The 24,048-nt window shown below is 41.4% G+C and carries 25 protein-coding genes and 1 tRNA gene; 25 read left to right on the top strand and 1 reads right to left on the bottom strand.

The features are described 5' to 3' along the window. Positions 1–15: 15 nt before the first annotated feature. The 9 genes from DW059_RS04465 (at position 16) to DW059_RS04425 (ending at position 11,294) form a co-directional block, all read left to right on the top strand. On the top strand, positions 16–786 hold the full coding sequence (locus DW059_RS04465) for a prolipoprotein diacylglyceryl transferase (protein WP_117697955.1): 771 nt from the start codon (positions 16–18) through the stop codon (positions 784–786). 39 nt (positions 787–825) lie between these two features. Then, positions 826–1,668, top strand: coding sequence for a 16S rRNA (cytidine(1402)-2'-O)-methyltransferase (rsmI, locus tag DW059_RS04460; protein ID WP_117697939.1), 843 nt, complete (start codon positions 826–828; stop codon positions 1,666–1,668). A 209-nt stretch (positions 1,669–1,877) separates the two neighbouring features. Beyond that, entirely contained in the window at positions 1,878–3,938 is a 2,061-nt protein-coding gene (locus DW059_RS04455) for a methyl-accepting chemotaxis protein (RefSeq protein WP_117697938.1), read from the top strand. A 123-nt stretch (positions 3,939–4,061) separates the two neighbouring features. Further along, positions 4,062–5,402 carry an ABC transporter substrate-binding protein gene (locus DW059_RS04450; protein WP_117697937.1) on the top strand — a complete coding sequence of 447 codons (1,341 nt, stop codon included), beginning with the start codon at positions 4,062–4,064 and terminating at the stop codon, positions 5,400–5,402. A gap of 219 nt (positions 5,403–5,621) precedes the next feature. Continuing rightward, positions 5,622–6,518: a carbohydrate ABC transporter permease gene (locus DW059_RS04445; protein ID WP_117697936.1), complete on the top strand. Its 897-nt coding sequence runs from the start codon at positions 5,622–5,624 to the stop codon at positions 6,516–6,518. A gap of 2 nt (positions 6,519–6,520) precedes the next feature. Further along, positions 6,521–7,372 (top strand): carbohydrate ABC transporter permease, encoded by an 852-nt coding sequence (locus DW059_RS04440; RefSeq protein ID WP_197420848.1) that lies wholly within the window; start codon positions 6,521–6,523, stop codon positions 7,370–7,372. A gap of 17 nt (positions 7,373–7,389) precedes the next feature. After that, entirely contained in the window at positions 7,390–9,195 is a 1,806-nt protein-coding gene (locus DW059_RS04435; RefSeq protein WP_117697935.1) for a sensor histidine kinase, read from the top strand. After that, on the top strand, positions 9,195–9,944 hold the full coding sequence (locus DW059_RS04430; RefSeq protein ID WP_117697934.1) for a response regulator transcription factor: 750 nt from the start codon (positions 9,195–9,197) through the stop codon (positions 9,942–9,944). The genes DW059_RS04435 and DW059_RS04430 overlap by 1 nt, the downstream gene beginning before the upstream one ends. A 12-nt stretch (positions 9,945–9,956) precedes the next feature. After that, a complete protein-coding gene (locus DW059_RS04425) occupies positions 9,957–11,294 on the top strand; it encodes a glycoside hydrolase family 30 protein (protein ID WP_117697933.1) in 1,338 nt (445 codons plus the stop codon). A 1-nt stretch (position 11,295) separates the two neighbouring features. Here the strand turns inward: DW059_RS04425 and DW059_RS04420 are convergent, their stop codons facing one another. Beyond that, the gene (locus tag DW059_RS04420) at positions 11,296–13,056 is read right to left on the bottom strand and encodes a DUF885 domain-containing protein (RefSeq protein ID WP_117697932.1); all 1,761 of its coding nucleotides are present in this window, start codon (positions 13,054–13,056) and stop codon (positions 11,296–11,298) included. A 169-nt stretch (positions 13,057–13,225) separates the two neighbouring features. Between DW059_RS04420 and DW059_RS04415 the strand changes: the two genes are divergently transcribed. The 16 genes from DW059_RS04415 (at position 13,226) to phoU (ending at position 23,886) form a co-directional block, all read left to right on the top strand. Further along, the gene (locus tag DW059_RS04415) at positions 13,226–13,840 is read left to right on the top strand and encodes a nucleoside recognition domain-containing protein (protein WP_117697931.1); all 615 of its coding nucleotides are present in this window, start codon (positions 13,226–13,228) and stop codon (positions 13,838–13,840) included. Beyond that, entirely contained in the window at positions 13,840–14,541 is a 702-nt protein-coding gene (locus DW059_RS04410) for a response regulator transcription factor (RefSeq protein WP_117697930.1), read from the top strand. The genes DW059_RS04415 and DW059_RS04410 overlap by 1 nt, the downstream gene beginning before the upstream one ends. A gap of 65 nt (positions 14,542–14,606) precedes the next feature. Then, positions 14,607–15,131, top strand: coding sequence for a spore maturation protein (locus DW059_RS04405; protein ID WP_022244272.1), 525 nt, complete (start codon positions 14,607–14,609; stop codon positions 15,129–15,131). A gap of 189 nt (positions 15,132–15,320) precedes the next feature. Further along, a tRNA-Met gene (locus DW059_RS04400) sits at positions 15,321–15,394 on the top strand. Positions 15,395–15,656: 262 nt separating this feature from the next. Beyond that, positions 15,657–16,496 (top strand): class B sortase, encoded by an 840-nt coding sequence (gene srtB, locus DW059_RS04395; RefSeq protein ID WP_117697929.1) that lies wholly within the window; start codon positions 15,657–15,659, stop codon positions 16,494–16,496. Between the two features lie 39 nt (positions 16,497–16,535). Continuing rightward, entirely contained in the window at positions 16,536–17,252 is a 717-nt protein-coding gene (locus tag DW059_RS04390) for an NAD-dependent protein deacylase (RefSeq protein ID WP_022244270.1), read from the top strand. Between the two features lie 59 nt (positions 17,253–17,311). Then, positions 17,312–17,527, top strand: a complete 216-nt coding sequence (locus DW059_RS04385) for a DUF951 domain-containing protein (protein ID WP_022244269.1) — start codon at positions 17,312–17,314, stop codon at positions 17,525–17,527. 124 nt (positions 17,528–17,651) lie between these two features. Then, positions 17,652–17,942 (top strand): 30S ribosomal protein S6, encoded by a 291-nt coding sequence (rpsF, locus tag DW059_RS04380; protein WP_022244268.1) that lies wholly within the window; start codon positions 17,652–17,654, stop codon positions 17,940–17,942. A gap of 23 nt (positions 17,943–17,965) precedes the next feature. Further along, on the top strand, positions 17,966–18,406 hold the full coding sequence (locus DW059_RS04375; protein WP_022244267.1) for a single-stranded DNA-binding protein: 441 nt from the start codon (positions 17,966–17,968) through the stop codon (positions 18,404–18,406). Positions 18,407–18,426: 20 nt separating this feature from the next. After that, positions 18,427–18,690 carry a 30S ribosomal protein S18 gene (rpsR, locus tag DW059_RS04370; RefSeq protein ID WP_022244266.1) on the top strand — a complete coding sequence of 88 codons (264 nt, stop codon included), beginning with the start codon at positions 18,427–18,429 and terminating at the stop codon, positions 18,688–18,690. Between the two features lie 280 nt (positions 18,691–18,970). After that, positions 18,971–19,615 (top strand): hypothetical protein, encoded by a 645-nt coding sequence (locus DW059_RS04365; protein WP_117697928.1) that lies wholly within the window; start codon positions 18,971–18,973, stop codon positions 19,613–19,615. Between the two features lie 173 nt (positions 19,616–19,788). After that, a complete protein-coding gene (locus tag DW059_RS04360) occupies positions 19,789–20,736 on the top strand; it encodes a substrate-binding domain-containing protein (RefSeq protein ID WP_117697927.1) in 948 nt (315 codons plus the stop codon). A 29-nt stretch (positions 20,737–20,765) separates the two neighbouring features. Beyond that, positions 20,766–21,620 (top strand): phosphate ABC transporter permease subunit PstC, encoded by an 855-nt coding sequence (pstC, locus tag DW059_RS04355; RefSeq protein WP_117697926.1) that lies wholly within the window; start codon positions 20,766–20,768, stop codon positions 21,618–21,620. Further along, entirely contained in the window at positions 21,620–22,486 is an 867-nt protein-coding gene (pstA, locus tag DW059_RS04350) for a phosphate ABC transporter permease PstA (RefSeq protein WP_117697925.1), read from the top strand. Before pstC ends, pstA begins: the two co-directional genes overlap by 1 nt. Beyond that, positions 22,483–23,241: a phosphate ABC transporter ATP-binding protein PstB gene (gene pstB / locus DW059_RS04345; protein ID WP_117697924.1), complete on the top strand. Its 759-nt coding sequence runs from the start codon at positions 22,483–22,485 to the stop codon at positions 23,239–23,241. Before pstA ends, pstB begins: the two co-directional genes overlap by 4 nt. Beyond that, entirely contained in the window at positions 23,242–23,886 is a 645-nt protein-coding gene (phoU, locus tag DW059_RS04340; RefSeq protein ID WP_117697923.1) for a phosphate signaling complex protein PhoU, read from the top strand. It begins immediately after the preceding gene. Positions 23,887–24,048: the final 162 nt, after the last annotated feature.

Raw genomic sequence — 24,048 nt, 5'->3', positions numbered from 1 at the left:
AGAAAGGAAAGACATATGTTTAATGAGATAACAATTGGACCGTTGACACTTCATATGTATGGACTGATGATTGGACTTGGATTCTTAGCCGCATATGCGATGTGTTATTACCGTGGAAAAAAGATGAAAATGGAAAAAAGCGGAGATATCCTTTATGGAATCTTCTGGTGTGCCATCATCGGCGGACTGGTGGGAACCAGATTGCTTTATTATATTGTAGAGATTCCGGAGATTATCAAAGACCCATCCATTCTCTGGGACTTTAAAAACGGTTATGTAGTATATGGAGGAATTATTGGAGGAATCTTAGTATCCTGGCTTTACTGCAGGATAAAGAAGGTATCTTTCATCGAATACTTTGACCTTGTTATGCCGGCAGTAGCACTGGCACAGGGCTTTGGAAGAATCGGATGCTTCTTTGCAGGCTGTTGTTACGGAAAAGCAACGGACAGCTGGTTTGGAATCACCTTTACCCATTCCGACTATGCTCCAAATGGAGTCAAGCTGATACCGACACAGCTTATTTCATCTGCAGGAGACTTCATGATTTGCCTGATGCTGCTTGCTTATGCAAAGCGTAAGCCGAAAAAAGGCAGAGTGGCATCCTTATATTTAATGTTCTATGGAATCGGAAGATTTGGTGTGGAATTTTTAAGAAGTGATTACCGCGGAAGCGTGGGATTCCTTTCTACTTCCCAGTTTATTTCCATTGGTATTGTGGCAGCAGGCATCATACTCTATCAGATGTTGCCGCGCATTTATGAAAATGCGAAGAAAGCGGAGTAAGAAGATATATAATACCACTTAAATAAAAGAGGATAGATTATGGCAGGAAAACTGTATCTGTGTGCAACACCCATTGGAAATTTAGAGGACATCACATTCCGGGTATTGCGTACCTTAAAGGAAGTAGATTTAATAGCGGCAGAGGATACGAGAAATTCCATTAAGCTCTTAAATCATTTTGAGATTAAGACACCGATGACCAGCTATCATGAATATAACAAAATTGAAAAGGCATACAAGCTTGTAGAGAAATTGCAGGAAGGCAAAAATATTGCCCTGATAACAGACGCCGGAACACCGGGTATTTCTGACCCGGGAGAAGAACTGGTCCGTATCTGTTATGAAAATGGCATCGAAGTAACATCCCTTCCGGGACCGGCAGCCTGCATTACTGCATTGACCATGTCTGGACTTCCCACCAGACGATTTGCCTTTGAGGCATTTCTTCCAAGAGATAAAAAAGAGCGTGCCAGAGTCTTAGAGGAACTGGCTCAGGAGAGCCGAACCATGATAGTATACGAAGCTCCACACCACCTTCTCAAGACCTTAAAGGAGCTTTATGAAGTTCTTGGAAACCGTGAATTAACGGTTTGCAAGGAGCTGACCAAGCGATATGAGAATGCGACAAAAACGACATTTGAAGATGCCATAAAGATTTATGAGGACAACGAACCAAAAGGAGAATACGTTTTAATCATTTCGGGAAAGACATTTAAGACAAAGGAACGGGAAGCCAGAGAAGCCTGGGAGAGCCTTTCCGTCGAGGAACATATGGCACATTATGAGGCTTCCGGCATGGAACGAAAGGAAGCCATGAAGCAGGTGGCAAAGGACCGCGGCATCAGTAAGCGGGATGTCTATCAGGCATTGTTAAAAGAATAGGAAGAATAACAGGAAACCAATATAAGGGACAATGGACAGAGAGCAGCCATTGTCCCATTTTTGTGTAATATGAAAATAATCCACTTTTTTAAAAAGCTTTCGACTATTTTTTATAAAAAGTCAATGATACGATAAATAATATCAACCAGATAATGGAGAAAGTGTCGAGAAAAGGGTGACTTTAAAAGGGAAGAAAAGGAGGATTATGTATGCACAAAAGAGATCAGAAAGAAAAAAAGGAACTGCCTTTTTACAAGACGATTGCGATGAAACTGATTTTGGGATTTCTGGTTCCGGTAGCCGGAATCGTTATACTGGGGCTGGTTTCCTATAACAAATCTTCATACGCAATTGTAAGCAAGTATAAAGAATCGGTCGAGCAGACCATAAATATGATGCAGCAGTGCATCGGGCTTGCAGTATCTAGTGAGGAAGATGAATTCAAGCGGTATCTTACGGATACAGAGATGCAGAAATACATTTCCGGAATGTATACAGATTCAGAGGAAAAGAGCCAGAAGAAAAAGGTTACAGATGAAGTAAATACAAAGACAGTGGTAGACGAGAAAGTCAGTGGAATTGTTTTTCTGGCAGAGGGTGGAAAAAGTATTTCAGATAATACAAATCCGGTAAACAGTGCCGGATATTCGGAATATGTAGAAACACAACAGGGACAGAAAATGGCAGCAGATTCCACTGACTGGCTGATATTCGGGCAGGATAAAGAAGCGGATGAAGTACTTGGATTAGATAGCAGTACCTATAGCATCCGTCTTGTAAAAAATTATAATGCACAAAAGGGTGCAATTCTTATTAATATGGACGCTTCCTATCTGCGGAAAGTCATGGAATCCTTAAATCCGGGAACCGGCGGTTATACGGTGCTGGTGACCAGTGACGGACAGGAATTTTATGGACAGGAAGACAATATTCCGGATAGTACCATGATATATGACACCGGATTTTATAAGGAGGCACTTTCTACAGAGGATGAGACATTTAGTACAATGACAGAGATAAATGGAAAGAAGTATCTTTTCCTAAGCAGCCGGATTCCGGAAAAAGATGCACTTTTATGTGCCTTGGTGCCGGAAGAGAATATTATGGCAGAAGCAGCACAGATCCGGACATTGACGGTAATTCTTTCCATCTGTTTTGCCGTTGTTGCACTTATACTTGGCGTAATGATTGCGCAGAATATGTCCGGAACGATACATTATATTCTCCGCAAACTGCGTAAAGTAGCAGACGGAGACCTGACGATACATCTGACTACGAGAAAACAGGATGAATTCGGGCTTTTGTGTGAAGGAATCAATCATACCGTAGAACATGTAAAGGAACTGATTGTCCATGTCAATGAAGTGAGTAACCAGTTAAATGAAGCAGCAGGTTATGTCAATGAAGCGTCCGGCACTTTCTTAAAGACCTCTCAGAACATACAGGAGGCAGTGGAATGTATAGAAACAGGAGTAAATAAACTTGACAATGGAGCAGAAAACTGTCTGACACAGATGGATGCATTATCTGGTAAAATAGCAGATGTAAGTCTGCATGCACAGGAAATAAGTAATCTTACATCTTCTGCAGGAACAACGATTGAATCTGGCATACAATCGGTACAGGGACTGACCAGCAGTGCGGAATCTACGGTAGAGATAACCCGCAGCGTAATTGATGCAATTGAGGAATTGGAAGAACGTTCCAGAGCAATTAATGAGATTGTCGCAGCAATTAACCAGATTGCAGAGCAGACCAACCTGTTATCCCTGAATGCATTTATTGAAGCAGCCCGTGCCCAGGAGGCAGGAAAAGGATTTGCAGTAGTTGCAGAAGAAATCCGTAAATTATCGGATCAGTGTCTGGTATCAGCAGGACAGATATCGGATATTGTAGCAGAAATCGTGGAAAAGACCGGAGAAGTGGCAGAAATTGCACGAAAAGCAGAAGAAATAGTTTCTACACAAAGTGGTGCAGTAGAAGAGACGACGCAGTCCTTCCGGCAGATAGATACGCAGGTAGCCTCTTTGTTAATTGCATTGGATACAATCAGCAATAATGTATCGGAAATGGATAGCTCCCGTTCTGAGACATTAGAAGCAATAGAAGGCATTTCCGAAGTGTCCGGGGAAACGGCAGAATGTTCCGTTAAAGTATATGAGAGTGCAGATTCCCAGCTGGGTGCAGTAAAAGAATTAAAAGAAGCATCTGTAAATTTGAGAGAAAGAGCCAGCCGTTTAATCGAGACTTTGGGTAAATTTATCGTATAAAGAACAAAATTATATTAAAAAATTGCACTTTTTTGAAAGTTTGATGACTGTTTTTCAAAAAAAGTGAATGCTAGAATAGAATCATCAAATGAAGAGAGACATTTGAAAAAAGGAGGTATTATGATGAGGAAAAAAATTGTATCAGTGTTATTAACAACAGCAATGGTAACAGCAATGCTTGCAGGATGCGGCGGAAAAGATACTACAGCAAGTAGTGATGGTTCCGAGAAGAGCCCATCCGCAGAAGCAGGAAGTTCAAGCGGGGATGAAATTACATTGAAGGTATTCTCCAACCTGCCAGACCGTAAAAATGGTCAGGGACTGGTAGAACAGAAAATTATTGATGAGTACATGGAAGAGAATCCAAATGTAAAAATCGAAGTAGAAGCTTTGGATGAAGAAGCTTATAAGACAAAATTCAAAGCATACTCCATGGAAGGACTTCCGGATGTTGTAAGTATCTGGGGACAGCCGGCATTCTTAGACGAAGTGTTGGATGCAGGAGTACTTGCAGAATTAAATGAGTCAGATTATGATGATTATGGATTCGTATCCGGTTCCTTAGAAGGATTCAAGAAAGATGGAAAACTTTATGGACTTCCAAGAAATACAGATGTTGCCGGATTCTATTACAATCAGAAAATGTTTGAAGACAATGGCTGGGAAGTTCCAAAGACATATGATGAACTGTTGGAATTAGCAGGAACAATCAAGGATGCAGGCTATATTCCACTGGCAATGGATGGTGGAGATGGATGGCCAATGGCAGTTTATTTATCTGATTTACTTTACAAAGTAGCAGGAAGTGATTATTCCAGTATTGTAAGCAATGCAGTAGCAACTGGTGATTTTACAGATTCAAGCATTGTAAAAGCAACAGAACTACTGAAAGAAACAGCAGATGCAGGATTATTCCAGAATGGATATGATTCACAGGATTATGCAACTGCACAGAATCTTTTTATCAATGGTCAGGCTGCCATGTATTATATGGGAAGCTGGGATGCATCCATGGCATTGAATGAAGATATTGACGAAGATATCAGAACCAACATCCGTGTATTTACCATGCCGGTAGTAGACGGTGGAAAAGGAACTGCAACAGATATCGCAGCATGGAATGGTGGTGGATATGGAGTATCCGCATCTTCTGAACACAAAGATGAAGCAATCAAATTCTTAAATTATATGTATCAGCCGGATAAACTTTCCAAATATGGCTGGGAAAATGGTGTAGGAATGTCTGCACAGGATCAGTCAGCATATATGACAGGTGATGAAACAGAATTACAGATGCAGTTTGTAGATGCAGTAAATAATGCAACAAGTGTATCCGGAACCCCAATCAATGACTGTGGACCATCTGCATTTAAGACAGGCATTGAAAGTGAGATCCAGAGTGTTTCCAATGGAAGCATGAGCGTAGACGATTTCCTTTCTTCTATCGGAAAAGCCTGCCAGTAAACAAAATTAATTTCATAGCATTCTCCAAATTCTCTTAATTACATACCCTATCAGGAGCCGCAGATCAATCTGCGGTTCCTCTTTTTTATGCATGCAGGAGAAAAAAACATATATAGGTATGTGAAAATATTACACCTTTTCTAAAGACTGGTATCTGTAAACCACATGGCCCGGTTGCTATAATTTTTATAAAGAAAAAACATAGGGAGGGAAAATATAGTGAAGAAACTTTACAGTAACAAGTGGGTTATTCTGAGTCTGGTACTTCCGGGGTTATTCTTATTTGTATTTGCAATATTAGCTCCAATCTGCCTCAGTGTATATTATGGATTTACCAACTACTCAGGAATGGGCTCTTATCAGTTTGTTGGGTGGGAGAATTACAAAAATCTGTTCCATGATGCAGCCTTTGGAACATCACTTCGGAACTCACTGCTTTTAGCAATCGGATTTATTTTTATCCAGCATCCGCTGGCAATGATCGTAGCAGCAGTCCTCGATAAGCTCGGAGGAAAAGGAGAGAACTTCTTCCGCTGCGTATACTTTATTCCAAATGTAATTTCCGTAGCAGTTATCGCATATCTGTGGAAATTCATTTACAATCCGGATTTTGGATTGCTGAATAACATTATCAAAGCCTTTGGCGGAAAAGGTGATATTAACTGGTTCAATTATGACACAGCAATATGGGCAGTCTTAATCGTCTTAATCTGGCATGGATTTGGATGGGGAATGTTAATTTACTACACCGGAATTAAAAATATTGATCCGGTATTGTATGAAGCAGCAGCAATTGACGGAGCGACACAGATACAGACCTTCTTTAAGATTACATTACCACAGATGAAGCCGGTTATTCAGGTAAATGTAACCATGGCTGTTATTTCTGCATTAAAGCAGATGGAGACGGTATATCTGTTAACCAATGGCGGTCCGGGAAATAGTACACAATTTGCAGCAAACTATCTGTATCAGCAGGCATTTAAAGCATACAAATATGGATATGGAAATGCAATCGGTGTGGTATTCATTATTATCTGTCTGTTAGTAACTGTAATTTTAAATAAGATTTTTGAAGAAAGAGAAGCAAAAATTAAAGTAAAGGAGGTCGCATAATTATGGAAATGATCGGAAGTAAGAAGAAGAAAAAGAAGCTGTCGAAACCAATCCTGTATGTTATACTTATTATAGTTGCGGTAATACAGATATTTCCATTAATCTGGCTGTTAGATTTTTCACTGGCGAGCAGTTCAGAAATGTTTACCAACGGACTTCTGGTAATGCCGAAGAAAATCCAGTGGGGCAATTACGTAAAAGCTTTTGTAGATGGTAATTTCCTCTGGTATCTGAAGAATAGTATTTTAATCAATGGATTAGCAGTGCTTCTTGTAATTGTAGTATCTATTATGTCGGCATTTGCATGCCGTAGAATGAAATGGAAATTAAGTACATTCGTAAAAACACTTTTATTAATGGGACTGATGATTCCGATTCATGCGACACTGCTTCCGAATTATAAGATTTACAGCCGCCTGGGAATGACAGATACCATCTGGGCATTGTTGATACCATATGTTGCATTTTCACTTCCACAGGGATTGTTCTTAATGACAAGCTTTATGGAATCCATTCCGGTAGAGTTAGAGGAAGCAGCAGTAATGGATGGTTGTGGAATATATCGTATTTTATTCCAGATTATTACACCAATGTTAAAATCCTCCATTGCAACTGTAGCAATCATGACGTTCTTAAATAACTGGAATGAATTTATGATGGCAAGTACCTATTTAAGCTCTGATAAATGGAAGACACTTCCATTCTCGGTTCTTGAATTTACCGGTGAGTATTCGTCAAATTACGCAGTACAGTTTGCAGTTATGGCATTGACAGCAGCTCCGGCAGTTATTGTATATATTATATTGAATAAACATATCACCAAGGGTGTTGCCATGGGTGCAGTAAAAGGATAAGAGAGGGTACATGAGGGATGCAGAAGATTAGAAAATGGATAAACGGTCTGAGTGTAAAAGCAAAATTAATTATTTATGCATATGCAATCTTTACGCCTGTACTGATTCTCATCTGCGGCATCCTGATGGTACATAATTATAAACAGGCATCCAGTGACCGGTTGGAAGGTAACCGTGCCAACGTGGAATCCTTAGCAGAGAATATAAGTCTGCTACAATCGGATGTAAAAGATTATACAACCTATATCTGTATTAACCAGGAGATAAGGGGATTATTATCGGAACGTGATTCTGCTCCTTATAATGCAGATGCAAGATTGTGGCAGAATAATGGACCAATGGAAGTGGTTCAGGATATGATTTCCATGCGTGGAGAGATTAAGACAATAGCTATCTATCCGGAAAATGGAATAAGACCTTATTTAAGGGGTATGGATGGAAGTGTAAATCTCTCCACAATGGAAGATATACGGCAGACACAGATTTATCAGGAAACGGTGGATACAAAGCTTGGAATGATATGGAAAAGCGTGGATGCAGACGATAGTGGACCGTATCTTGCTAATTTCTCAGATAAAGTAGTGCTCTGCAGGGAAATTTATGATCTGTCACATAAGAAAAGACTTGGATTTATTGTAATAGGTGTTGGAAAAAGTAAATTTGAAGAACTGATGACCAATATGGTGAAAGAAGGCGGAGAAGCCGTAATGGTCGTAGATCCACATACGGGGGAACTGGTAACCGTTGGAGATGTGGATGATAAATTAAAAAAATATCTGACGGCAGAAGAATTCCGTCAGCAGGATTACAGAGAGAGGGAAAAGGATTTCATCTGGGGAGATTATGAAGTCATTTGTACCCAGCTGAATAAAGAAGGAGCAATTACCTGCAAGATTATACCAAGACAGCAGGTGCAGGCTCAGATAAGAAGTGTCGTTTATATGCCACTGGCATTACTGTTTGGACTGTTGATTGGCATGTTTCCGTTTTTTATGATTATTTCAAATCTTGTAACCAATCCGTTGCGAAAAGTAAGCGAAGCCATTTTAAAATTCTCTGCCGGTGATTTTGAGCAGCAGGTAAAAGTAGAAACCAATGACGAAGTCGGACAGGTGGCGGAATGCTTTAATGCAATGGTCGGAGAGATTAAGAAGCTGATTGATGAGAATTATGTGATTACCTTATCGGAAAAAGAAAGTGAGCTGGCCGCACTGCAGGCACAGATAAATCCGCATTTCCTGTATAATACGCTGGATTCTTTGTACTGGCAGGCAACAGAGGCAGGTAATGATGAAATTGCAGAGAGTATCTTATCACTGTCGTCATTGTTTCGGCTGACTTTAAACCAGGGACGCAGCATAATTACGGTAGAAAAAGAATTCGAACTGGTCCGGGAGTACTTAAAGATACAGAAAATGCGTTTCCCAAGAAAGCTGAATTACGAATTACATATTGCAGATGAAATTAAAGATGCAAAGATTCCCAAACTGATTATTCAGCCATTTGTGGAAAATGCAATTGTACATGGTTTTGAAAATGTCAGCAAACCGTGTAAACTTACCATAACAGGAACGCGTACCGGAGACCGTATTCATTTTGAAATAAAAGATACAGGAGTAGGAATGAAGCAGGAACAGATAGATGCTTTATGGGAAAATGAACCGGTCAATTATTCCAAACAGAGAATTGGAAGATATGCAATAAAAAATATCAGGGAAAGACTTCAGTTGAAGTATCATGAGCAATATATTCTGAAAATAGAAAGCACAGTTGGAGAAGGGACAACTGTAATACTTGAGATTCCATTTGAGGAGGGAGATTAATGGGGATTAAATTACTGATCGCAGATGATGAAGATGTTATATGTAAAGGTGTTGCGAAATATCTAAGACTTCATACAGACCGTTTCAGTAAAATTTATGAAGCAGAAAATGGAGAAGAAGCCTTAGATGTTATTTATCAAAAACAGCCAGACATGATGATACTGGATGTGCAGATGCCAATTAAGTCGGGATTGGATGTGATGCGGGAAGCAGCTAAAGCCGGGATAAGACCGATTACGGTCATTCTAAGTGGTTATGATGAATTTACTTATGCTCAGAAAGCAATCAAATTCGGAGCCAAAGAGTACCTTTTAAAGCCGGTCCGTGCAGCAGATATTCTTACATTGCTGAATAATCTGGCAGATGAATATATTGGAAAAGAAGAGACTGTGAAAGAACAGTCTGAGGCAGCCGCCGATAAAGAAAAAGAGAATCCACTAGTGAGTGAAGCCAAAGAATATATGAAAGAAAATTACGCAAGCAGTCTTACGTTGGCAGATGTGGCGGAATATCTGCAGATATCCACAGGCTATCTTTCTACGTTGATGAATCAGAATTTGAAATGTGGATTTACCGATTATCTGAATCAGATCCGTGTGGAAAGAGCGTGCTGTTATCTGGAGCAGAATTTCCTTAAAAATTATGAGATTGCTTATAAAGTGGGGTTTAATGACGAAAAATATTTCTCCAAAGTATTTAAGAAAATCAAAGGAATGTCACCGAAGGAATATCGGATAAAAGAGCGGTAAAGGAGGAAGTTTATGGAACTGACTTATTATACAACTACATATAAAGGCAATAAAAAAGAAACAAAAGAAGAGCATCATGTATTTGTAGATGATAGAGGAGAGGAGAATCAACTAATTAATCTGTATCCGCAGATTACCATGCAGAAAATAGAGGGATTTGGTGGAGCAGTTACGGATTCAGCTGGATATGTCTATTCCCTGTTAGATGACAGCCAGAAGAAAAAGCTGGTAGAGACTTATTTTGGAAAAAATGACATGAAATACAATCTAGTGCGGATTCCAATTGACAGCTGTGATTTTTCAATTGAGCATTATGAAGCAGATTCTGATGAAGAAGATAAAGATTTTGCAGAATTTTCTTTTGCACGGGTTGAAAAATATATTCTTCCATTATTAGATGCAGCAGAAGCATCCTATGGTGCAAAACTTGATATTATGTTATCTCCATGGAGCCCGCCAGCATATATGAAGACTAATGGAGAGAGAAATCACGGTGGAAAATTAAAAGAAGCTTATAAAAGACGGTGGGCAGAATATCTGTGTCGTTATATAGAAGAGTACAGAAACCGTGGCTATCATGTGACGAAAATGACGATGCAGAATGAGCCAAAGGCAGTGCAGCCATGGGATTCCTGCATTTATACCGCACAGGAAGAACGGGATTTTATAAAAGATTATCTTCATCCTGCACTGGTAGAACATCATCTTGATGATATAGAACTTTATATCTGGGATCATAATAAAGAGCGTGCGCTGGAATGGGCAGAGACAATCTTTACCGGAGAGACAGCTGATATGGTGGCAGGTCTGGCATTCCACTGGTACAGTGGAGATCATTTCGAAGCATTGCAGATGATAAAGAAACGTTTTCCGGATAAAAAGCTGCTCTTATCCGAGGCATGTATTGAATACAGTAAATTTGCTGCGAACGATTATCTTAAGAATGCACAGAAATATGCACATGATATGATAGGTAATTTAAACAATGGAATGCAGACATTTTTAGACTGGAATCTGCTTCTGGATGAGCAGGGTGGTCCGAATCATGTGGGAAATTTCTGTGATGCACCGTTTCTCTTTGATACAAAGAAAAAAGTGGTGATGGAAAGTAATATTGCAGGATACATCTGGCATTTCAGTCATTTTATCGAGCCGGGAGCAATCCGGATTGGAATGACACGTTATACAGACGAACTGGAAGTAACAGCATTTCAGAAAGAGGATAAAATCAGTTTTGTAGTATTGAACCGTACAGAGAAGAAGATTCCTTTCTTTTTGAGACTGGATAATACCTGTGTCAGTCTTGAATCAGAGCCGGAATCCATTGCAACAGGTGTAATTGTACAATAGCTCACCAATAGTATTCTAAGTATTTTTGGATAATATCAAAAGGTGCAGGACCGATGGACAACACTGCCTGGTGGAACTGTTTATCGGAATAGGAATCCCCGAAGGTTTCTTTGGCGTAGTCCTTTAGCTGAAGGAATTCCAGGCAGCCAATATAATATTTGAGATAATGAGCCGGCTCCGCTACGATATAGTCGTAGATTTCGGAGACGGCTTCCTTATTGTCGATGCCATAATCACTTAAGAAGTCCTTAAGGTCACTGAGTGTCCAACCCTTTGCATGAATGGATAAATCTGCGGTGGCATAGAGGCTCAAAAGAGCGGACTGGTTGTGCATAAGGAGCGAAGCCTTTTCCTCCGTCAGACCGGCATAAGAGTAAGAGAGCATTTCCACATAAGTTGCCCAGCCCTCTACATAGCCGGGATAGTTGAGAATACTCCGGATGGGTGCACAGCCGGAGGCAGACGTAGTGGTAGTCTGATAGAGATGTCCCGGGAATCCTTCGTGCGCCAGTGTGGTGAAAAGCTCGAAGCCTTCGTAGTGGCTGCGGGGATTGATATAGATGACATTATGGGAAATGTCATCGATAGGGGCCGTCAGATAAAAGGCGGGAGCCATGGAATCCTGCATACAAGGATCCACGGAGCGGACAGAAAAATCCGTTGAGACCGGCGGCAGGAAATCCTTTGCAATAGCGGAAGAAAGACAGGTAAGCATCTCTTCCGGGGTGGCATCCTTCAGCGGAAAATCATCGGTAGTAAGAGAAATGCCGGGATGACTGGCAGCAATCCCGTTGATGGCAAGAAGGTCGGATTTCCGTTGCTTTTCCGTCATTTCTAAAAGTTCATCTATGGAATGGGAAGAGCCGGTGGCATCATAAACCAAAGCAGCATAATAGTCTGAGCCATCCGGAAAATAGCAAAGTCCGGCGGAGTTACTGCCACTACCTTTGTGCTCCACCAGAAAATCCCGCAAAGCTTCATAGGCTGGCAGAACATATTCCCTAAAAGCAGCTTCATTTTCGATACAGTAGGAAGCCTGTTCCTCTGCTGTTAAATCAGGAAGTTCCGCTACTTTATTACGAAAAGTAGTAATCAGATAATGCTCAGAACTGTTATCACAGAAGGTATTTAAGTCTGCAATCAGCGTATCCGCCTGGGTATCCGAAAGAAAAAGTCCCTCATTGATTTTATTCGTTTCATAATCTAAGACAGAATCAAAGCAGGATGGGATCAGTGAAAGCAGAGTCAGATAATCCTCCACATCTTTACGGTCATAGAAATGGTATTCTGATAGCAGAACCGGAAGCTGGGCAGGAAATCCCGTGGAAGGACGCAGGATTTCCGGGTAATAGGTATAGTCCGACTGACTGCGGTTAGAAGAGACATAGTCATTTAAAATATCATAGGTCAGCTTCTGCTCGGTGGTCAGTACCTCATAGTCATAGGACTGTAACCCACAGGAGATATTTTCGATATTTAAGGCAGATTGCTTTCTGGCATCGGCAGAATAATCCGGCAGAGCAATTTTATAATCGGTAATGCCATAGACTTCCGGCTGGCTTAAGGTATAGTGAAGGGTCAGGGTATCGGAGGTTACTTCGCATTGAAATAAAAGACTGGTATATTCCTCAAAGGAAATGGAATCCGGCGCAATATAACCGGAATCAGAAGCCGACTGGTCTTTGCTGCACCCGCTTAGAAGAAATAAGGATAAAGCAAAGCAAATGGTTATCAGAAAAGGAGAAATATATTTGTGCAGCATAGACGGCCTCGGATGAAGAGTGTTCAACAAAGAATATGAAAAAAATCGTATCGATATGACAAAAGAACGTGATATGGCAGAAGAGGGTGTGCTATAATCACCAGAGAAAGTAGTTCCTTCCGGGAAAACTGCATATAGTAGAGTAACGGGAAAGCAAAAGAGGTTCGAAATGAATTATCTGTGGGGATTTATGATTCTTGTGGGAGTGCTCTACGGTGCAATCAACGGAACACTGCCGGAAGTGACCGAGGCAGCAGTAAACTCTGCCAAAGAAGCAGTGGCATTAGCCATTACGATGACAGGAGTCATGGCGTTCTGGATGGGAATGATGAAAATTGCGGAATGCAGCGGCATTGTAAAAGCGGCAGTAAAGAAAATGCGGCCGGTGCTGACATTTCTTTTTCCGGATATACCCGATGACCATCCTGCCAATCATTACATAGCAGTCAACATGATAGCCAATATGTTAGGGCTTGGCTGGGCGGCAACGCCGGCAGGCTTAAAGGCAATGCAGCAATTACAGGAGTTACATATTGCCAGACTTAAGGCAGCCGGAAAAAACATACAGAAGTATTCCGGAAATGCCACAAAGGAAATGTGTACCTTTTTGATTATCAATATATCGTCTCTGCAACTGATTCCCATGAACATTGTGGCGTACCGCAGTCAGTATGGCTCGGTGCATCCGGCTGCGGTGGTGGGACCGGGACTTGCAGCGACCATTATCAGCACAGCAACGGCAATCATTTTCTGCCGGATTGTAAGTCGAAGGAGAACGGATTAATGTATACCATAGGAATCATCGAACAGGATAAAGCATTGGGGGATGCCATGGAGCAGGTACTGGATGAAAAAGGCTATTTTACAGTGCGGGCGGATTCCCTCACAGATGCCGGGGAGTTATTTCAGCAGGTTATTGTGGATATGGTGGTATTAGACCTTGAGCAGAAGGAATTTGCCGGAAAAGAGGATGCAGCAGCAAAATGGGAGAATACCCTCCTCGCCCTGGTGCAGGCAAAGCCACTGCTATTGATTCGGCCGGAGAAAACCGGCTCTGTTTTTGAACGGTGTAAAAAATGCATAGAACGGGCAGACGATTATATCAGAAAGCCCTTTGATATACAGGAATTCCGCATCCGCGTGGAAGTACGTCTGAGTAAGATTCCGGCAGAAAAAGAGAAAGTAAGATTTTTCTATTACGAAGAGATAAAGCTGGATATCGAGAAGCGGCTGGCGACCATTGGCGGGCAGACTACGAAGCTTACCAGAACAGAAGCTGCTATTTTAAAATGCCTGATACAGCGGAACGGACGGACAGTGACAAAGACCACGCTGTTAGACGAAATTGCAGAAGATACACCGGACTGTGTGGAAAATTCCATCAAAGTCCATGCCAGCAACTTACGACGGAAACTGCGGGAATTAAGCGGCAGGGATTACATCGAAACCCGCAAGGGCGTGGGGCTGCGCCTGCGGAAGCAGTAAAAAGAGGCATGATAGTTCTCCTGCCTGCATAGAATGAAAAAGAAGCTCTTATCAGGAGAATGAGGATGCGCTTTCTTATGTTTCTGTCAGATGCCCTGATTCCGATACTGGTCTTTTACATCGTAGGATTCGGCATTCTGATGAAGAAAAATGTATATGACGATTTCTTAAAGGGAGCAAAAGAGGGCATACAGACAGTAGTTGGAATTCTGCCAACGCTGGTGGGGCTTATGGTAGCAGTCGGAATCCTAAGAGCCTCCGGGCTGTTGGACTTCATTTCTACTACTTGCATGGGCTGGACGAAACATATCGGAATCCCTTCCGAGCTTATCCCCATTGCCATTGTCAAAATGTTTTCCTCCTCGGCGGCAACCGGACTGCTGGTGGATTTATATAAGGAAGCCGGGTGTGATTCCTTCGTGGGAATGGCAGCCTCTGTCATGTTAAGCTGCACCGAGACCATTTTTTATACCATGTCAATTTATTTTATGTCGGTAAAAGTACGAAAGACCGGCTTTACGCTTCCGGGAGCATTGTTTGCTACGCTGGCAGGAATTGCGGCAAGTATCTTTTTGGCGGGACGAGTGTAGACTTTCCATAAATAGTGTGCTACACTTTTTCTGGGTTGACGAGGACTGTACAGGACTTCAGATGATGAAGATACAATTCTTCAAAAATCAGGAATAAAAGTGCTTGTAACTGTATATTATGTAAGGCAGGGACATAGAAATTTGACATTTGCAGAAGGAAGGACTATAATAGCTTTTGCAAATAAATAGCGCGGGATGGAGCAGTCTGGAAGCTCGTCGGGCTCATAACCCGAAGGTCACAGGTTCAAATCCTGTTCCCGCAACTCTTTAACCACTGTCTTATGGGCGGTGGTTTTTATCTTTACAGGAAATTGCTTTCCTGTAAAGTAAAAACCGCTCCGCGAGGATGCGCACTGCGGCGTATAAGGTAGATGTCGCAAGCGACCGCCGCAGGCGCGAGAATGTGCCAAGGCACATTCTTTTTTACGCGAGTTGCTCGCAGTTACCAACGCATCCGTAAGAAGCTGCCAGTGGCAGATTCTGTAGGTCTATTGCAGCAAATAGAGAAAAATAAGGGGTGTGACAATGACAGGAAAGATTAAAAATGAGCGAAAGAAGAAAAAACAGCAGAATATCCTGTTTCGGATTTTATTTCTGCTGGCACTGGCAGTATTTTTGTATGCGGCAGTAAGATTGATTCTGTATGGAATTACTTACTGGAAAGGAAGCCATGAATATAAGGGACTGCAGAAATATGTCAGGGAGCAGCCAAAGGATGAAAGCAGTACGGAAGAAAACGGAGAATTTACCGTAGATTTTTCCGGATTAAAGGAGCTGAACCCGGACTGCATCGGCTGGATCCGGTTTGAAAATATTGATATCAGCTATCCGATTATGCAGGGAGAGGATAATGAATATTATCTGAAGCATACCTTTGAGGGACAGGCTGTAACAGCGGCAAGTATTTTCATGGATGCCAACAATCATGCTGATTTTTCTGACCAGAATACCTTCATCTATGGCCATAATATGAAGGACAAGACCATGTTTGGTAAATTAAATGACTATAAGGATGAGGAATTTTATAAAGAAAATCCGTATTTTTATATTTATACACCGGATTATACCTACCGTTATGATATTTTTTCCTGTTATCTGGCAAGAGTGGATAATGAAGTGGATTTCTATACCCAGTTTGCATCCGATGAGCAGTTTCAGGAATTCTTAGATGGTGTAAAGGCACAGTCAGCGTATGATACCGGCGTAGAGGTAACACCAGAGGATAAAGTAATTACATTGATGACCTGCAACAAAGCAGGCTATGATTACCGTTTCTTGGTACATGCGGTACAGACAGAGGCAGTTCCAAACGGTGACGTGGCACCGGCAGAGGAGAATGCAGGCACAGAAAGCGAAGCGGAATAAAAGAGAAAGACTACTTTTAATGGAACAGGAGGCAGCAGAATGGATGGTATCGAGACATTGAAGCAATGGGTCATGGACTCAGATAATATTGTATTCTTTGGAGGTGCAGGTGTATCTACGGAGAGCGGCATTCCGGATTTCAGGAGTGTGGACGGACTTTATAACCAGAAATACGATTATCCGCCGGAAACCATCTTAAGCCATAGCTTTTATATGCGTAAAAAAGAAGAATTTTACCGATTCTACCGGGATAAAATGCTGTGCCTGGATGCAAAGCCTAATGCAGCGCATAAGAAATTAGCAGAGCTTGAGGCAGCCGGTAAGTTAAAGGCGGTTGTGACGCAGAATATTGATGGACTGCATCAGGCAGCCGGCAGCAAAAAGGTATTAGAGCTTCATGGCAGTGTCCACCGGAACTACTGCCAGAGCTGCGGAAAGCTATTTGATGCCGAATATATTTTAAAGAGTAGTGGAATTCCAACCTGTGATGAATGCGGCGGCAGCATCAAGCCGGATGTGGTTTTATATGAGGAAGGCTTAGACCAGCAGACCTTAGAGGATGCTGTGTATTATATCAGCCATGCAGATATGCTCATCATCGGAGGTACTTCACTGGCAGTATATCCCGCAGCAGGACTTATCGATTATTACCGGGGCAATAAGCTGGTGCTGATTAATAAGTCCACCACGCCATTGGACAACCGGGCAGACTTACTGATACAGGGCAGCATCGGAGCCGTATTGTCAGAGGTCTGAAAGAGGCAGAAGAAATTACCTAATAATTATAGAAGATAATCATAGAAGAAAGGGACGACATGAATAATTATCAATACGAAGTAGGCGATATTGTAAAATTAAAAAAACAGCATCCCTGTGGAAGCCAGGAGTGGGAAATTCTTCGGGTAGGAGCGGATTTCCGGTTGAAATGCATGGGTTGTGACCATCAGATTATGATTGCCAGAAAACTGGTGGAGAAGAATACCAAAGGGCTTCGAAAAAAAAATGAGCAAAAAAATGAAACGGAAGCGTAAGAATAATAAGAAAAACACTTGCGAAACGGGTCAGATTATGCTATCATATAGGCTCGTGATATGTAAAAATTCCTTGCTTCCCGCATAGACAGGAGGCCAGAGACCAAAAGGAGGTAAATCTAGCATGAACAAATATGAATTAGCACTTGTTGTGAATGCCAAGATCGAAGACGATGTCAGAACTGCTACAGTTGAGAGAGCAAAAGAGTATATCACTCGTGCAGGTGGAACTGTAACAGAAGTAGAAGAGTGGGGTAAGAAGAAATTAGCTTACGACATTCAGAAAATGAGCGACGGCTTCTACTATTTCATCCAGTTCGAGGCAGAATCATCTGTTCCGGCAGAAGTAGAGCAGAATGTTCGTATTATGGACAACGTACTTCGTTTCTTATGCGTTAGAAAAGACGAGGCATAAATAGAAGAGAAGGAGAAAGTGGTATGAATAAAGTAATACTTATGGGACGTTTAACAAGAGACCCGGAGGTTCGTTACTCCAGCGGAGATAACCAGATGGCAATCGCAAGATATTCACTGGCTGTAGACCGCAGAGGCAGACGTGAAGGGAATGATGGGCAGACCGCTGATTTTATCAACTGCGTAGCATTTGGAAGAGCAGGAGAGTTTGCTGAGAAATATTTCCATAAAGGAATTAAGGTACTTGTAACAGGTCGTATCCAGACCGGAAGTTACACCAACAAAGACGGTCAGAAAGTATATACCACTGATGTCATAATAGAAGAGCAGGAATTTGCTGAGAGTAAATCAGCATCCGACAATGCAGGCGGTTTTGCACCGGCTGACAGACCTTCACCAAGCAGTGCAGGCGATGGATTTATGAATATCCCTGACGGAATTGATGAGGAATTACCATTTAACTAAATCAATAGGAGGTAATAGCCATGGCTTTCAATAAGACAGACAGAGATGGTGCGCCAATGAGAAGAAGAGGCGGAATGCACAGAAGAAAGAAAGTTTGTGTTTTCTGTGGAAAAGACAACACCATCGATTATAAAGATGTAAATAAGTTAAAAAGATATATCTCTGAGAGAGGAAAAATCCTTCCAAGAAGAATCACAGGAAACTGTGCAAAACATCAGAGAGCTTTGACAGTTGCTATCAAGAGAGCACGTCATATCGCAATTATGCCTTACGTTCAGGATTAATTCTGAACTCAGCAGGTACACAACGTATACAAAAGGACGATTCGAAAGAATCGTCTTTTTTTGCTTTACAGGAAATTGCTTTCCTGTAAAGTAAAAAACGCTCCGCGAGGATGTACCTTGGCACATTCTTTGTTCCATGTAGCGAGAAAATCGCATGCTTGCATACAGATTTAAAACCAGAGAAGTAAAATCGGTTGCGAAATAGAATAAGGTATGGTATATTATTCCATGTAACTGCGTTAATACGCTAAAGAACAATGAATGTAAGGGAGAAATTATCATGAAAACATTGAAGAAAGCATTAGTAACTGGTTTAGTTGCCGTAATGATGGTAGTAAACCTGGCTGGCTGTGGAAAATTTGATGCAGCAGCTTATGTAGAGTCCTGTCTGGATCTTTTAACAAAAGGAGAGACAGAGCAGTACATGAAAATGACTGGCCGTAGCAAAGAGCAGGCAGAATCTGATTACGAATCTAACATCGACGCTATGATGACAGAGATGGATCAGTTCAACTTATCCGATGAGTTAAGCAACAGCTATCGTCAGCTTTTTAAAGATGTATATGCAAAAGCAAAATACACCGTAAAAGATGCTGAGAAGATGGATGACAAAGACGGATATTATGTAACTGTTGAAATTGAACAGATGACAGGTCTTTTCAATGGAATCCAGGAAGAACTTATGACAGAGTTCACAGAGTGGGCAAATTCCTTTGATGCAGATACTTATCCAACAGAGGATGAAATGTATGAACAGATGTATCAGATGATGTATGATCTTATGAGTGCAAGAGTAGACAGTATCACATATAATGATCCACAGGAAGTTGTTGTAGAAGTGATTGGAGAAGACAACGTATACAGCATTTCTGATGGAAGCATGACAGAGCTTGATGAAGCATTATTAGATGTAGCAACAGAGTAATTAAAATCAGAAATCATTATTAATAAGAAGAAGGCAGGTAATTGCAAAAGCAGTTACCTGCTTTTTTACATACAATTTACAAAACCATAGCTTTGTATTTTACGTTCCCCCGTTATGATAACAATTGTCACGAAGACGAGAAAAAAAGAACAAATCATTTTGGAGGAAAGAAAATGAAGAAGAAATTATTATCCGTAATGCTTGTAGGAGCATTAGCAATCAGCGCTTTAACAGGATGTGGAAGCAAAGATACCACATCAAACAACAGCAAGGCTGACACAACAGCAGAAGCAGACACAAACACAGATAGCAGCGACGCAGCATCAGATTTTGATACCAGTGAAATGATCAATGTACAGTCCAGAGAAGATGGTTCCGGTACAAGAGGAGCATTCATCGAGCTGTTCGGTATCGAAGAGAAAGATGCAGATGGAAATAAAATTGACAACACAACAGAGGAAGCAAACATCACAAACAGTACAGAAGTAATGCTTACATCTGTAGCAGGTGATGAATATGCAATCGGTTATGTATCACTTGGTTCTTTAAATGATACCGTAAAGGCATTAAAGATTGACGGAGCAGAAGCAACAGCAGAAAATATCAAAGCCGGTACATACAAAATCGCAAGACCATTTAATATCGCAACGAAAGGTGATGCAACAGGACTTGCAGCAGATTTCATCAACTACATCATGAGTGATGAAGGACAGAAAGTAATCGAAGACAATGGTTATATTTCACAGGGAAGCAACGGAGCATTTACATCGGATGGTTCTACCGGAAAAATCGTAGTAGCTGGATCTTCTTCTGTAACACCTGTAATGGAGAAATTAATTGAAGCATACAAAGCAATCAACAAAGATGCAGAAATCGAACTTCAGGAATCTGATTCTACAACAGGTATGACAGCAGCAATGGAAGGAACCTGTGATATCGGAATGGCTTCCAGAGAATTAAAGGACAGCGAAACAGAAGGCGGACTTACTGCACAGGTAATTGCAATGGATGGTATCGCAGTAGTAGTAAACAACAGTAACCCAATGGATGAGATGAGTTCAGATAATGTAAAGGATATCTTCACAGGTGCAGTAACAACCTGGGATGAAGTTGCAAAATAAATCTGCAAGTAGGATAAGGTAAGAACAGTATGAATAATTTCAAAGAAAAAGCAATGAAAATAGTATTCTTACTTACAGCCAGTTTCTCCATACTGGCTGTTGCCTTAATCTGCGTTTTCCTTTTTGCAAATGGAATACCGGCAATCAAAGAAATCGGATTGCCGGACTTTCTGCTAGGTACAAAATGGAAACCGGGAAATAACCTCTATGGAATCTTCCCGATGATTTTAGGCAGTATCTATGTAACCGCCGGAGCAATTGTGGTGGGAGTACCAATTGGGATCTTAATGGCAATCTTTATGGCAAGATTTTGCCCGAAGAAGCTTCACAGCTTCTTAAAGCCGATGGTAGACCTGTTAGCAGGAATCCCGTCCATCGTATATGGATTCTTTGGTCTGGTAGTCATAGTACCATTTGTAAGAGAACATTTTAAAGGAAACGGAAACAGTATATTTACCGCATCGATTCTTCTTGGAATCATGATACTTCCAACGATTATCAGTGTATCGGAAGCTGCAATCCGTGCAGTGCCGGAGCATTATTATGAAGGTGCACTGGCACTTGGCGCAACCCATGAGCGGAGTGTTTTTAAAACCGTGGTTCCGGCAGCCAAATCAGGAATTATGGCAGCAGTCATCTTGGGAATCGGCCGTGCCATTGGTGAGACCATGGCGGTTATGATGGTAGTAGGTAACCAGGCGCGTATTCCGAACAGTATATTTAAGGGTGTACGTACCCTGACAACAAATATCGTAATTGAAATGGGTTATGCAACGGACCTGCACCGTGAGGCATTGATTGCAACCGGCGTTGTACTGTTTGTATTTATCCTCATTATCAATCTGGTATTTTCAATTGTAAAAGGAAAGGCGGATAAAGAATAATGACAAAATTCAAAGATAAAATGAATTCTTATAAAAAGCATCCGGGTTCCTTCCTTTTATTACTGCTGGTAGTAGCAGCGGCAATTATAACAGTAGCAGTATTACTTTATCTGGTGGCGTACATATTGATTCATGGTGTGCCATATTTAAAACCAGGTCTTTTTGCACTGGAATATAATTCGGATAACGTATCCATGCTTCCGGCAATGATAAATACACTGGAAATGACGCTGTTTTCCCTGCTTTTTGCAGTGCCGCTTGGAATCGGAGCCGCAGTTTATCTGGTGGAATATGCACCGAAGGGAAGTAAACTGGTTAAAGTAGTCAGAATTACGGCAGAGACCTTAACGGGTATTCCTTCTATTATATACGGTCTGTTTGGTATGTTATTTTTCGTAACATACCTGCACTGGGGCTATTCCATGTTAGCCGGTGCGGCAACTCTTGCCATTATGGTATTGCCGGTTATCATGCGAACCACAGAAGAAGCATTACTCTGTGTACCGGATACCTACCGGGAAGGAAGCTTTGGATTGGGAGCCGGAAGACTTCGTACCATATTCCGTATCGTACTCCCATCTGCGATGCCTGGAATCTTGTCTGGAATCATTCTGGCAGTAGGACGAATTGTAGGAGAGACCGCAGCACTGATTTATACTGCAGGAACGGTAGCAGACCTTGCACCAAACCTGATGGCATCCGGACGAACCTTGGCCGTTCATATGTATTCACTTTCCAGAGAGGGCTTACATACCAATGAGGCTTATGCAACCGGCGTAGTTCTTCTGGTTATTGTATTACTGATAAATGGTGTATCAACTTTGATAGCCAGGAAATTCACGAAAGGAGATGGAGAAGTAAAATGAGTGAGCAGGCAAAATTTTCTGTCAAAGGACTTGACTTATATTACGGAGACTTCCATGCATTAAAAGATGTGAATCTTGATATCAATGCAAAAGAGATAACTGCATTTATCGGACCATCCGGTTGTGGAAAGTCTACATTTTTAAAAACATTAAACAGAATGAATGATTTGGTAGAGGGCTGTAAGATTACCGGAGACGTAAGATTAGACGGTGAAAACATATACAGCGGCATGGATGTCAGTCAGCTTAGAAAGCGTGTGGGAATGGTATTCCAGAAGCCAAATCCATTTCCGATGAGCATCTATGACAACATTGCATACGGTCCGAGAACCCACGGTATCCACAACAAAGCCAAATTAAATGAAATCGTGGAGACATCCCTGCGTCAGGCAGCTATCTGGGATGAAGTAAAAGATCGTCTGAATAAGAGTGCATTGGGCATGTCCGGTGGACAGCAGCAGAGACTTTGTATTGCAAGAGCGCTGGCAGTACAGCCGGAAGTAATCCTGATGGATGAGCCGACTTCTGCACTGGATCCGATTTCCACTTCCAAAATAGAGGATCTGGTGATCGAATTAAAAAAAGATTATACCATTATTATGGTAACCCACAATATGCAGCAGGCAACCCGTGTATCGGATAAAACCGTATTTTTCTTATTGGGAGAGATAATCGAGAGTGGAGATACCGAAAAATTATTCTCCGTTCCAACAGACAAACGGACAGAAGATTATATTACAGGGAGGTTCGGTTAAATGCGTAATCGTTTTGACAGACAGCTAGAACAGTTAAACAATGAATTAATCCAAATGGGAAGCATGATAGAGCATGCCATTGAAATGGCAGTTTCTGCACTGGTAAACCAGAATACGGAAAAAGCCAAAGAAGCAATGGCATATGATGTGGAAATCGACCATCAGGAGCGTGATATTGAATCCTTATGCATGAAGCTTTTATTGCAGCAGCAGCCGGTAGCAAGAGATTTGCGTCTGATTTCTGCAGCATTAAAGATGATTACCGATATGGAGCGAATCGGTGACCATGCCGGTGATATTTCCGAGATGACACTGCTGATGTCTGATGAACCGTATATCATCAGCCCGGAGGAGATTCAGGGTATGGCAAAGGAAACCACAGACATGGTTATCAAGAGCATTGATGCCTTTGTAAAACGCGATATGGAGCTGGCAAAGAAAGTAATCGCACAGGATGATGTTGTGGATGACCTTTTCATGAAAGTAAAACAGGATTTAATCCAGATGATCAATAAAAGCGCAGAAAATGGCGAGCAGGCAGCAGATATTCTTATGGTAGCCAAGTATTTTGAGCGAATCGGAGATCATGCGACCAATATTGCGGAATGGGTAATCTATTCCATTACCGGAAGCCACATTAACTAAACATTCTTAGACAAAAGTGAAAAAAATAGTACATTTTTTACACTGCTTATACATAATTCTTACAAACTGTCAAAATGTCCTTGCAAAATGCCTCTAAAGTGTATATGGTGTATATGTAAGACGAAAAATATGTAAAAAATTGAAAAGTCTATGCATATTACC

This window comes from Roseburia sp. AF42-8 (assembly GCF_003435965.1).
Taxonomy (GTDB): domain Bacteria; phylum Bacillota; class Clostridia; order Lachnospirales; family Lachnospiraceae; genus Roseburia_C; species Roseburia_C amylophila.
This window is presented reverse-complemented; position numbering and strand designations above follow the sequence as displayed.